The organism is Chiayiivirga flava (genome assembly GCF_014202825.1).
GTDB classification, from domain to species: Bacteria; Pseudomonadota; Gammaproteobacteria; order Xanthomonadales; family Xanthomonadaceae; genus Chiayiivirga; species Chiayiivirga flava.
In genome coordinates, this window is record NZ_JACHHP010000004.1 from 373,859 (window position 1) to 385,798 (window position 11,940).

The following is an 11,940-nucleotide window of genomic DNA, read 5'->3' on the forward strand; positions in this document are numbered from 1 at the left end:
TCCGGCGGCCGGCATCGCGCCGGCCGCGCCCGGGTCTGAGCCGCCACTGAACTTCCCGTGCACGCGGCTGGTCTTGCTTGCTGAACAGGCGCTACTCTAGCCCGCATGCGCATCCTCGTGATCGAAGACAACTCGGACATCGCCGCGAATCTCGGCGATTTCCTCGAAGACCGCGGGCACACCGTCGACTTCGCCGGCGACGGCGTCACCGGCCTGCACCGCGCCGTGGTCGACGACTTCGATGCGATCATCCTCGACCTCAACCTGCCGGGCATGGACGGCCTGGAGGTCTGCCGCAAGCTGCGCCAGGACGCGCGCAAGCAGACGCCCGTGCTGATGCTCACCGCGCGCGACGCGCTGGAACAGAAGCTGGCGGGCTTCGAGTCAGGCGCCGACGATTACCTGGTCAAGCCGTTCGCCCTGCAGGAAGTCGAGGCCCGCCTCGCCGTGCTGCTTCGTCGCGGTCGCGGCAACGCGCCGCGCGTGCTCAGCGTCGGGGATCTGGAATACAACCTCGACACGCTCGAAGTGGTGCGCGGCGGCAAGCAGGTCAATCTGAACCCCACCGCGCTCAAGATCCTCAGCGCGCTGATGGAAGCCTCGCCCGCGGTCGTGACGCGCCAGGAGCTCGAAACCCGTGTCTGGGGCGAGGAACTGCCCGATTCGGACAGCCTGCGCGTGCACATCCACGGCCTGCGCGCCGCGGTCGACAAGCCGTTCGGCAAGCCGCTGATTCAGACCCGCCACGGCATCGGTTACCGCATCGCGGATGTCGACGCCGCGGCCTGACGGCGACCGCCACGCCGTGGCGTCCGCCGGGCCGGCATCCGGCCGCCTACGCAAGGCGCGCTTCCGGCGCAGGCTCCGCAGCCGCATCGTGCTGTCGTTCCTGCTGCTGGGGTTCGGACTCACCACGCTGTTCGCCGTCTCCACCCTTGTTTTGCGCGCGCGCGCCGAGGCCGGACTCGTCGACGACTGGCTGCAGCAGGAAGCGCGCAATTTCGTCGCTTTCAAGCGCGAGAATCCCGACCCCGGCGCGAACTACACCCTCTCCGCGCAGGCGATCGAACTGCTGATCGCGCGCCCGACCAGCCCGAGCATCCCGTTCGAATGGGCGGCGCTCAAGACCGGCGTGTACGACCTGCGCGATCCCGACGCGGTCGGGCGCGACGCCAACTACAAGCTCGCCGTCGAGCGGCAGGCCGACATGGTCGGATTCCTGCGCTACAACACCGGCAACCAGACGCTCGACCTGCAGCAGCTGCTGGTCCTGCTCGGCGGCAGCGTGGTGCTGTTCACGCTGTTCGCGTGGTTGATCGGCCTGTGGTCGTCGCGCCGCGTGATCCGCCCGGTGGCCGATCTTGCCGCGCGCGTCGGCCGCTTCCGCGGCCAGTCGCGCCCGGATCGTCTTGCGCCGCACTTCGAGGACGACGAAGTCGGCCAGCTCGCCAGTGCGCTCGACGATTATGCCGACCAGCTGACCGAGCGCGTCACGCGCGACCGCGAGTTCAACGCCGATGTCAGCCACGAACTGCGCACGCCGCTTGCGGTGATCCGTGGCGCCACCGAGCTGCTGCTCGCAGCGCCCGACCTCAGCGAGAAGATGCGGCAGCGGCTGCTGCGCATCGATCGAGCAACCCAGCAATGCACCGATCTCACTACTGCACTGCTCATGCTCTCGCGCAACGAACGCGGCAGCGGCAATACCGACATCCGGCGGTTGGTGGAACAGCAGGTCGATGCGAACCGGCTGCACCTGGCGAACAAGCCGGTCACCGTCCGCGCCGAGGGACAGAGCGACGTGCACATCGACGCGCCAGAAGCGGTACTCGCGGTCGCGCTCGGCAACCTGATCGGGAATGCCTGCAAGTACACGCCCAGCGGCGAGGTGGTCGTGACCGTGCTGGCCGATCGCGTCGAGGTGGCGGACACGGGGCCGGGGATCAGCGTGGAGGATGCAGAACGTCTGTTCGAGCGCGGTTATCGCGGGTCGAGCTCGGAAGGCAGCAAAGGCGCCGGGATCGGCCTTGCGATCGTGCGCAGGCTGTGCGAGCTGTACGGCTGGCGTGCGTCGATCCGGCCGCGCGACGACATGGCGGGCGCCATCGCGACGCTCGAGTTCGAGCCCTACCGCAAACGCTAGCGTCAAGTTCGCGCGGGCGCTGTGCGTCGCCTGCGTTGCGGCACGTCACACGCGCGCCTCTGCCGCTCGGGCCAAAGGCACATCGGCCGGGCATGGCCCGGCCGACGCGGTCCGCATCCGTGCGGACAGGAGTCAGCGGTGGTCCGCCATTTCCTTCCTGTGCCCGGCTTCGAGCTCGTCCTTGGTGAGGTTGCCGTCGCGGTCGGTGTCCATCTTCGCGAACATGTCCTTGGCGCCTTCGGCGTGTTCGGCCGAGGTCAGCTCGCCGTCGCCGTCGCTGTCGATCTTGGCGATCTTGTCGGCGGACGACATCGATTTGCCGTGCCCGGCGTGATCGGCCTTGGCGGTGTTCTTGTCCGACCACTTGGCATGGGCGGCGTCCATCTCGGCCGCGGTGACGCTGCCGTTGTTGTCGGCGTCGAGCTTGGCGAACATCTTGTCCGCACCGACCGTGTGCTCGGCTTGGCTGATGCGGCCGTCCTTGTCGGTGTCCATCTCGGCGAACTTGTCCATGCCGGCGAACGCGGCGGCGGCCGGCATGAGGATGGCGGCGGCAATGGCAATACGGAGCGTGGTGTGCATGGAATTCCTCCCGGATCAGTGGCGCGCTCTGACGGCGCCCGTGGAGGATGGCCCTGCGGAACTGAGTCGCGCCTAAAGCCGACAGGGGATCGGCCGGGAGACGCGTTTCCTGTTCAGGGCGCGTGCAAGTTGTTGATGCAGCATGCGGTTTTTGCCGCGACGGCGCCGCGCATCGCGCACGACGCCGTCGGAATCGGATGTTTACAGCGGCTCGAGCCAGCCGTGGGTGTCCGGCGTCTTGCCGCTGAACAGTCCGAAGAACAGGTCCTGCATCCGGCGCGTGAGCGCACCGGGTTTGCCTTCGCCCACCTGCTTGCCGTCGACCGAGCGGATCGGCGTGATCTCGGCCGCGGTGCCGCACATGAAGAGCTCGTCGCACAGGTACAGGTACTCGCGCGGCAGGTCGCGCTCCACGACCTCGATGCCGGCATCGCGTGCGAGGCGGATGATCGAGTTGCGCGTGATGCCGTTGAGCAGCGCCGCGCTCACCGGGGTGGTGTGCAGCGCGCCGTCGAACACGAGGAACAGGTTTTCGCCCGCGCCTTCCGACAGCAGACCCGTCGATGCCAGCGCGATGCCTTCGCCGAAGCCGAGGCGGCGCGCCTCGCGCGCGACCAGCTGGCCCGAGAGATAGTTGCCGCCGGCCTTCGCGCCGGCGGGAATCGTGTTCGGCGCGAAGCGCTGCCAGCTCGACACGCAGGCGTCGATGCCCGCCTCGAGCACGTCGGGGCCCAGGTACGGACCCATGTCCCAGGCCGCCACGGCGACGTCGGTCGGACAGTCGGCCGAGAGTCCGAAGCCGCCGAGGCCGCGGAACGCGATCGGGCGCAGGTAGGCGCGTCCGAGGCCGTTGGCGCGGATCACCTCGCGGCAGGCGGCGTTGAGCTGCTCGACGGTGTACGGAATCCCGATGTCGTAGATCTTGGCCGACGCGAACAGACGCTTGATGTGGTCGGTGAGGCGGAAGATGGCGTGGCCATCGCGCGTTTCGTAGCAGCGGATGCCTTCGAACACCGACGAGCCGTAGTGCAGCGCGTGTGCCATCACATGCGTTGTGGCCTCGGCCCAGGGCTTGATCGCGCCGTTCTGCCAGATGTGTTCGGGATAGCGCATCGCGGGACCTGCCGGAAGAAATGAACCGGCATTCTACCGTTCCGGACGCGCAGCGTCAGACGCCGCGCGCAGGAGCCGGCTGCGGCGCGACCGGCATCGCTCAGAAATGGATCCACCAGCAGCCGGCGTGCCGGCGCAGGCCGAGCAGCAGCTCGGGCTGGCGCGCGCTGGCCGCGTCGACGTAGCGCGTGATGCGGATGCCGCTGGGATTCTCCACCGGCCGATCCGGATAGGCCGCGGGGTCGTCGATCACGAAGGCGGACTCGGGGTACACCAGCTCGACCGTCGCGCCGGGATCGGCCACCGCGTCTTCCAGCCGGTTCATCACGAAGACCGCGGTGCGGCCGCCGATGCCGGGCCAGTGGTAGAGCCCGGCGATGGCGTTGATGTCGGCGCTTTCGACCGCGCGCCGCAGGTCGAACAGCAGGCTGTCGGCCCCACGCGCGCAGTCGCTGCGCACGAGGCCGGGGTTGTCGAGATCGACCACGGCGTCGGGCGAGAGAGAAGGCGGGGCGGTGGCCTGTTCGCGCGCGTTGAACTGGTCGCAGGGCCGGTCGGTGTAGATCGTGCCGCCGTCCGGGCCGATGCAGCGGCGGACGGCGGCGTCGGCGAGCTGGGTCGGCGCGAGCGAGAGTGCGGCGAACATCGCGCACGCCGCGAGGGCGGCGATCGATGCGCATCGTCGGTGCGGTTGCAGCATCGCAACGCCGGGGATAGCCCCTCTCCCCGTGGGAGAGGGGCTGGGGAGCGGGTTCGGCCGAAGCGGCGCGGGGGCCAGGTCGGGAGTAGTCGTCGACGCCATCGCTGCAGCATAGCGCCGGCACGTGACGCAGATGCTGTGCCGGTCGGTGGGATTGTAGCGAACCCGTGTCTCAGCACCCCCGTCGCGTAGCGCCCGCGTCCGCCTGCGTTCGGCCGGCGGTAGCCGCCTCACCCTTCTCCCGCCGGGAGAAGGATTCCCACCCATCAAGCTTCTGCGATTCCCGATTCCCGAATCCCGAATCCCGATTCCCGATCGTCACCGCACTCCCAGCCGCTCCAGCACCAGCGCCGTCGGCTTGGCCAGGTTGAGCGTGTAGAAATGCAGCCCCGGCACGCCCTGCGCGATCAGTCGCTCGCACAGTTGCGCCACCGCGTCGGCCGCGAAGCTGCGGATCGATTCGACATCGTCGCCGTACGCCTGCATCCGTCGCGCCATCCAGCGCGGGATCTCCGCGCCGCACATCTCGGAAAAGCGCCGGATCTGGGTGAAATTCGAGATCGGCATGATGCCCGGGACGATCGGAATGTCGATGCCCAGCGCGCTTGCATCGTCGACGAAGCGGAAATATGCGTCCGGGTTGTAGAAGTATTGCGTGATCGCGCCGTTGGCGCCGGCGTCGACCTTGCGTTTGAAGTGGCGCAGGTCCGCCAGCGCATCCTCGGCCTGCGGATGCGTTTCCGGATAGGCGCCCACCTCGATGTGGAAGAAATCGCCGTGTTCGGCGCGGATGAATCCGACCAGATCGCTCGCGTAACGGAACTCGCCGGGCGTCGCCATGCCCGAGGGCAGGTCGCCGCGCAGTGCCACGAGCCGTCGACAGCCGCTGGCGCGGTACTGCGCCAGCAGGGCGCCGATCTCGGTGCGCGACCCGCCGACGCACGACAGATGAGGCGCGACCTGCAACGCGTGCTTGCGACGCAGGCCGCCGACGGTCTCCGGCGTGTAGCTCAGCGTCGAACCGCCGGCACCGAAGGTCACCGACACGTATTCGGGCGACAGCGACTTCAGCTTCGCCGCGGTGCGGTCGAGCTGGTTGCGCTGCTCGTCGGTCTTGGGCGGAAAGAACTCGAAACTGAGCGGAAGCATGCAGGCATCGCGGCTGGGCGTCGGCCTGCATTGTATCGCTTCATCGCGATAAAGCGAGTTCAGGTCTCGAAGCCGTTGCCGAACAGGCGCGGCGAGCGGATCTCCTGCGCGCCGATGTCGCAGCGCGCGAGGCCGTCGCCATTGCCGTCGCTCGGGCGTGCATGGCCGTTGGCGTCGAGCGTCAGGCAGGCGCCTGCGTCGCCGCCGGGCATCGGGACCGCCGGATTGCCGGCGTCGATCAGCACGCTCGTGGCGGCGAGCTGCGGCGCCTCGACGTAGCCGCCGAACACCGGTGCACCGAGGCCGAACTGGTCCACAGTCGCCTGCTCGCTGTCGCTGCCGAGCATCGCGTCGCAGGAGTCGTCGATGGCGCGGTTGAAGCCGGGGCCGGCGTAGCCCGCGGCATCGCCGGCGAGCCGGCAGGCGGGCGAACCCTCGATGGCGCCGAACGCACTGTTGGCGATGCGCAGCACGGTGGTGTTGCCGCCCACGTCCAGATGAACGCCGTAGCCGCTCCACGCGGGAATGGCGTTGTCGGTGAAGGTGCTGTTGTCGATCGTCAGCGTGGCCGGCTGGCCGCCCGCGCCGGTGACCCGCACCGCGCCGCCGTAGCCGTCGAACGTGTCCTGCACCACGACGTTGCGCAGCACGAGCGCACCCTCTTCCTGTGCGACGGCGCCGCCGACCATCGCACTGTCGTTGCCGCCGAAATACGACGCCTCGACCGTGCACGTGCCGCGCCGGCACGCGATCGCCCCGCCGGCCGCGCTTCCGCCCGGAACGGGCGCGACGACCCGGTTGTCGATGAAGCGGGAGCGGCGAACGGTGACGTCGCTCTCGAAGAAATAGGCCGCGCCGCCGTCGCTGAAGGCATTGGGCCCGTTCTCGACGCGGTTGCCGATGAACAGCGAGTCCTCGATCAGCACCTGGCCGCGGTAGTAGATCGCGCCGCCGGACTGGTTGCCGCCGCCGGTGCCGGCCATTGCGAGGTTGTCCCGGAAGATGCTGCGCCGCACGGTCAGACTGCCGAAACCGCTGACGCCGCCGCCGTACGCGTTGGCGCTGCCGATGCCGGCGCGGCAGCCTTCCACCACGACATTGTCCAGCGTCAGCGCGGCGCCGCCGCCCTGCACGCAGCCGGCGTTGAAGGTGCCGGCGCCGTTGCGCACGGTGAGGTTGCGCACGGTGGTGGGCACGTTGCCGGTGAAGAACAGGCGGCTGGTGGACTGGCCGTCGACGACGATGCCGCCGAGGTTGTACTGGCCCTCGATCAGCACGCTGGTGCCGCGCAGCAGCGGCAGATCGCTCGCCACGCTCAGCACGATGATGCCGGTGCCGCCGGGCTGGAAGCGGATTTCGTTGTCCTCGCCCGGCGGCAAATCGGCGATCACCTGGCGCAGCGAGCCCGGGCCGCCGTCGGCCGTGGTGGTGACCGTGTACGTGCCGGCATGGGCAACGCCCGCGGCAGCGAGCGCCACGGCTGCAAATGCAGTGCGGCAATGGGTGTGGATCGGCATCGCAACTCTCCCCGTCCGGAAAGCGGAATCCCTGCGATGCGCGTAACGCGGCGCGGCGGCGGTTCGTATCACGGCCCGGCAAAGAGGGTTGCTCGATGTCCTCGCCATCGCCCTCGGGGCCGTCATGCCGACATGGGTCGGGATCGAACCGGTGCGGCACGACAGGGCACAAACGCCCTCACACGCCCGTCGCCCCGGCGAACGCCGGGGCCCAGCGGCGTGTCTTTGTTGCCGCGATCAGGCAAGGAACGTCGGGCAACGCCACTGGGCCCCGGCGTTCGCCGGGGCGACGGTGCGGGGGGAATCCGGGATTTCCGGACAGCAAGGGACCCGCGCCGTGATGGCGGCGCGGAGAACGGATGTTGTCGCAATGGGCGACGATGGCGTCGCGCGCGCATGTCGTGCTCTTCGGGGTCACCAAACGAACACGGGCGCCGCTCGGCGCCCGTGTCGTTGCAGCGGAGGTCGTCGCGGCGACCGCGCCGCCTCAGTAGCGGTAGTGCTCCGGCTTGTACGGACCGTCCTTCGGCACGCCGAGGTACTCGGCCTGTTCCGTGGTCAGCTCGGTCAGCTTCACGCCGATCTTCTCCAGATGCAGGCGCGCCACTTCCTCGTCGAGCTTCTTCGGCAGGCGGTAGACCGTCTTCTCGTACACGTCCTTGTTCGCCCACAGGTCGATCTGCGCGAGCGTCTGGTTCGAGAACGAGTTCGACATCACGAAGCTCGGGTGGCCCGTCGCGCAGCCGAGGTTCACCAGACGACCCTCTGCAAGAAGGAAGATGGCCCGGCCGTCGGCGAACACATACTTGTCGACCTGCGGCTTGATGTTGATCTTCGTCACGCCGGCCATGGCGTTGAGCGCATCGACCTGGATCTCGTTGTCGAAGTGGCCGATGTTGCAGACGATGGCCTGGTCCTTCATCGCCTTCATGTGGTCGAGCGTCAGTACGTCCTTGTTGCCGGTGGTGGTGACGTAGATGTCGCCGCGGCCGAGCGTCGATTCAACGGTGTTGACCTCGAAGCCTTCCATCGCGGCCTGCAGCGCGTTGATCGGGTCGATCTCGGTCACCACGACGCGCGCGCCGTAGGCACGCAGCGAGTGCGCCGAGCCCTTGCCGACATCGCCGTAACCGCAGACGACGGCGACCTTGCCCGCGAGCATCACGTCCATCGCGCGCTTGAGGCCGTCGGCGAGCGACTCGCGGCAGCCGTAGAGGTTGTCGAACTTGCTCTTGGTGACCGAGTCGTTGACGTTGATGGCCGGCACCAGCAGCTTGCCCGCTTCCATCATCTGATAGAGGCGGTGCACGCCGGTGGTGGTTTCTTCCGACACGCCGCGCCAGTCGCGCACGACCGTGGTCCAGAAGCCCGGACGCTCCTTCGCGACGCGCTTGAGCAGATTCTTGATCACCTGTTCCTCGTGCGAACCCGAAGCCGAGTTCACCCAGTCGCTGCCGTTCTCGAGTTCGTACCCCTTGTGGATCAGCAGCGTCACGTCGCCGCCGTCGTCGACCACCAGTTCCGGGCCAAGCCACGTGTCGGCGCCCTTGCCCGGGAAGGTCACGGCATCGAGCGTGCAGTCCCAGTACTCCTCCAGCGTCTCGCCCTTCCACGCGAACACCGGCGTGCCGGTGACGGCGATCGCGGCGGCGGCGTGGTCCTGGGTGCTGAAGATGTTGCACGAGGCCCAGCGCACGTCGGCGCCGACGTCCTTGAGCGTTTCGATCAGCACGGCGGTCTGGATGGTCATGTGCAGCGAGCCGGTGACGCGCACGCCCTTCAGCGGCTTGGCGGCGGCGTATTTCTTGCGGATCGACATCAGGCCCGGCATTTCGTGCTCGGCGATGTCCAGTTCCTTGCGGCCCCAGTCGGCGAGCGAGAGGTCGGCGACCTTGTAATCGGCGTGCGGGGGCGTTTTGACGACAGCGTTCATGGTGTGTAGCTCCGGAGTGGTTGAAGTCGGCACCGGGACGGTGCGGGCTTCCGCGATGCAATCGCGGTCCGGGCGCGGTTGAGATGGGGTCGCGTCGAGCCTGGCCGTGCTCGGGGCGACGGTCGCAGCGCCCCTCGACGGGACTTCGCCAGTATATCGCTGGTTGGGGATGAAGGGATGAATGCCCGGGTGTCCGACCGCGCCGCGCCGCCGAGTGTTGCCGTGCTGCGTGGCAGTGCATCGGCCCGGGTCCGGGCATGGGCCGGCCTGTACGAATCGATGGCCGCGTGCGCATGCGGCCGCAGCGTCGCCCCGCCGACGCTGCTTGATGCGTGATGCATGATGCGTGATGATGCGACCATTGCCGGGAGACTTTCATGCGCACCACGCTCGCCATCGACGACGATGTCCTCGCCGCCGCCCGCGCGCTCGCCGAACAGCAGGGCCGGTCGGTGGGCGAGATCGTGTCCACGCTGTGTCGCCGGGCGCTGATCCCCGTGCCCGACGGCGGCGGTCAGACACGCAACGGCGTGCCGCTGTTCCCGCTGCGCCCCGACGCCCGGCCCGTGACGCTGGAACTGGTGCGCCGTCTGGCCGAGGAAATGCCGTGAGCGCGCTGCGCCCGACGCGGTCGGCGTCCGCGGTGCGCGATCAGGGTCCGGCCTGGGGCCGTCCGCCCGCACGCCAACCGTTCCTGCTGTCGGTGGACCTGGTGCTCGCGCTGCTCGATCCCGCCCATGCGCTGCACGACGCCGCGCATCGCTGGTTCGAAGGCGACGGCGCCATCGCCTGGGCCACCTGCCCGCTGGTCGAGAACTCGGTGATCCGCATCTGCAGCCACCCGAGCTATCCGAATTCGCCCGGAACAAGCAACATCATCGCCGGCATGCTCGACGGCCTGTGCAACCTGCCGGGGCACCGCTTCTGGCCCGACAGCATCAGCCTGCGCGATCCGCAGCACTTCCGCGTGGCGCGCGCCATGGCCTGGAACCAGACCAGCGACATCTACCTGCTCGGTCTCGCGGTGGCCCACGGTGGCCGGCTGGCGACCTTCGACCGCCGGCTCGATGTCGATGCCGTGCTCGGCGGCGCGGACGCCATCGCCATCATCGACTAGCGGTCGCCCCCCGCGCCGCCCAGGGCACGCCGGGACGGCAGAAACACCACTGCGCCGACCATGACATTCGGCACGGGCGAACTGCGTTAGACCGTGCGCCCACCCGATCCGAGCGATCGGGCGTGGGCGGCGGCGGGCAAGGATGTCCCTCCGTCCTTCCGCTGCGCAGTGCACAGGGGCCTGCGACGCTTTCGATTTCGTTCCCGAATCAGGAGTTGCCCATGCCCGTGTCCGTCCGTCCCCCGATCGTCCTGGCCTGTGCGCTCGCCGCAGGCCTCTGTGTCGCCGCACCGGCGCGCGCCGAATGGATCTATGCCCGGTTGCAGCCGGCCGAGCAGACCACGTTCGCGTCCGGCGACGTGAGCGTGTCCAACGACGGCAAGACCGTCGTCTTCGTGAGCGGGGCCACCCAGTGGGTCGACGGCACGCCGCCGGCGGCCGAGGTCTATGCCTACGACCTGGACTCGGCCTTCGTCGAAGTGATCTCGATCACTTCCACCGACACCTTCACCAGCGGTGTCAGCCCGTCGGTGTCGCGCGATGGCCGCTATGTGGCCTTCCTCGCTCTGGGCGGCCCGTACGACGGCGGCACCCTGTCCGGCTGGCAGGTGCTGCGCAAGGACCGCGTCACCGGTGCGCTGGAACTTGTCACGGCCACAGGCGCCGGGGCACCGCTCGGCCCCAACGTCAACCAGGACGACGTCACCGCCATCTCGGGCGACGGCCGTTACGTGGCGTTCGTGTCGCGCTCGCCGGACCTGGGTGTCAGCACCGACCAGGTGTTCCTCAAGGACATGCAGACCGGCACCGTGGAGCATGTATCGGTGGACGCCAGCGGCGCCGCACCCGGCGCGGCAGGCGATGCGGTGATGTACTCGCATGCGGTCAGCGACGACGGGCGCTATGTCGCCTTCATCTCGCCCGGCCCGCTGCTGCCGGGCGTGACCGCCACCGGGCAGGTGTACGTGCGCGACACGGTGGCCAACACCACCGAGCTGGTCAGCCGCCGCGACGGGGCCAACGGCCAGCCCGGCACCACCGGCGCCAATCGGCCGGCGCTGTCGCCGAGCGGGCGCTTCGTCGTGTTCCAGGCGTACGGCGGCCTCGGCAGCTTCCCGAACGCGAGCGGTGCCTTTCTGCGCGACCGCGTCACGCACGCCACGGTGTCGATTCCGTCGCCGAGCGCGTTGCCGGCCGGCTCGTCGTGTTTCGGCGGCGATGTCTCGGACGCGGGCACGGTGCTGATCCAGTGCGGTTCAACCGGACAGGTGTTCCTGTGGGTGCCGGGCTCCGATCCGCTCCTCGTGTCCACCGACGCCGGCGGCAACCCCGCCAATGCAAGTTCCGGCAACTCGCTCGGCATCGACGCCTCGGGCCTGTCGATGGTGTTCGAATCGATCGCGAGCAACATCGATCCGGCCGACACCAACAACAGCGCCGATGTGTTCCTGCTGGTCGAATCCAGCGTCATCGACGGCATCTTCCGCGACGGGTTCGAGGACTGAGGCGCGCGCGGACGGTGCATTCGACACCGTCCGCGACGCGTTCCGGCGGCAGCGGCTCCGCGCCGACCATGACATTCGGCACGGGCGAACTGCGTCAGACCGTGCGCCACCCGATCCGAGCGATCGGGCGGCGGCGGCGGGCAAGGATGTCCCTCCGTCCTTCCGCTGCGCAGTGCACAGG

Annotated in this window: 11 protein-coding genes and 1 riboswitch; of the genes, 5 read left to right on the forward strand and 6 right to left on the reverse strand. The window is 68.9% G+C overall.

Translation table 11 applies throughout. From position 1 onward, the window contains the following. The first annotated feature begins 105 nt into the window (after positions 1 to 105). Entirely contained in the window at positions 106 to 789 is a 684-nt protein-coding gene (locus tag HNQ52_RS12440; RefSeq protein ID WP_183961492.1) for a response regulator transcription factor, read from the forward strand. Beyond that, positions 770 to 2,143 (forward strand): HAMP domain-containing sensor histidine kinase, encoded by a 1,374-nt coding sequence (locus tag HNQ52_RS12445; protein WP_183961493.1) that lies wholly within the window; start codon positions 770 to 772, stop codon positions 2,141 to 2,143. The genes HNQ52_RS12440 and HNQ52_RS12445 overlap by 20 nt, the downstream gene beginning before the upstream one ends. 132 nt (positions 2,144 to 2,275) lie before the next feature. Here HNQ52_RS12445 and HNQ52_RS12450 read toward each other — a convergent pair whose 3' ends face one another. From HNQ52_RS12450 to ahcY, 6 genes are all read right to left on the reverse strand, one after another. Beyond that, entirely contained in the window at positions 2,276 to 2,725 is a 450-nt protein-coding gene (locus HNQ52_RS12450; RefSeq protein WP_183961494.1) for a penta-EF hand family protein, read from the reverse strand. Positions 2,726 to 2,926: 201 nt separating this feature from the next. After that, on the reverse strand, positions 2,927 to 3,838 hold the full coding sequence (locus HNQ52_RS12455; protein ID WP_183961495.1) for a branched-chain amino acid transaminase: 912 nt from the start codon (positions 3,836 to 3,838) through the stop codon (positions 2,927 to 2,929). A 100-nt stretch (positions 3,839 to 3,938) separates the two neighbouring features. Then, positions 3,939 to 4,484 carry a DUF4124 domain-containing protein gene (locus tag HNQ52_RS12460; protein WP_183961496.1) on the reverse strand — a complete coding sequence of 182 codons (546 nt, stop codon included), beginning with the start codon at positions 4,482 to 4,484 and terminating at the stop codon, positions 3,939 to 3,941. Between the two features lie 372 nt (positions 4,485 to 4,856). Continuing rightward, on the reverse strand, positions 4,857 to 5,687 hold the full coding sequence (gene metF / locus HNQ52_RS12465; RefSeq protein ID WP_183961497.1) for a methylenetetrahydrofolate reductase [NAD(P)H]: 831 nt from the start codon (positions 5,685 to 5,687) through the stop codon (positions 4,857 to 4,859). 59 nt (positions 5,688 to 5,746) lie between these two features. Next, positions 5,747 to 7,204, reverse strand: coding sequence for a choice-of-anchor Q domain-containing protein (locus tag HNQ52_RS12470; protein WP_183961498.1), 1,458 nt, complete (start codon positions 7,202 to 7,204; stop codon positions 5,747 to 5,749). Between the two features lie 487 nt (positions 7,205 to 7,691). Next, positions 7,692 to 9,137 carry an adenosylhomocysteinase gene (ahcY, locus tag HNQ52_RS12475; protein ID WP_183961499.1) on the reverse strand — a complete coding sequence of 482 codons (1,446 nt, stop codon included), beginning with the start codon at positions 9,135 to 9,137 and terminating at the stop codon, positions 7,692 to 7,694. Positions 9,138 to 9,200: 63 nt separating this feature from the next. Further along, a riboswitch (S-adenosyl-L-homocysteine riboswitch) is annotated at positions 9,201 to 9,279 on the reverse strand. A gap of 235 nt (positions 9,280 to 9,514) precedes the next feature. Between ahcY and HNQ52_RS12480 the strand changes: the two genes are divergently transcribed. The 3 genes from HNQ52_RS12480 to HNQ52_RS12490 all read left to right on the forward strand — a co-directional run bounded on the left by HNQ52_RS12480 (position 9,515) and on the right by HNQ52_RS12490 (position 11,759). Then, positions 9,515 to 9,748 (forward strand): CopG family transcriptional regulator, encoded by a 234-nt coding sequence (locus HNQ52_RS12480; protein WP_183961500.1) that lies wholly within the window; start codon positions 9,515 to 9,517, stop codon positions 9,746 to 9,748. Beyond that, the gene (locus tag HNQ52_RS12485; protein ID WP_221282060.1) at positions 9,745 to 10,254 is read left to right on the forward strand and encodes a PIN domain-containing protein; all 510 of its coding nucleotides are present in this window, start codon (positions 9,745 to 9,747) and stop codon (positions 10,252 to 10,254) included. The genes HNQ52_RS12480 and HNQ52_RS12485 overlap by 4 nt, the downstream gene beginning before the upstream one ends. Positions 10,255 to 10,475: 221 nt before the next feature. Further along, positions 10,476 to 11,759 (forward strand): TolB family protein, encoded by a 1,284-nt coding sequence (locus tag HNQ52_RS12490; RefSeq protein WP_183961501.1) that lies wholly within the window; start codon positions 10,476 to 10,478, stop codon positions 11,757 to 11,759. Positions 11,760 to 11,940 lie beyond the last annotated feature (181 nt).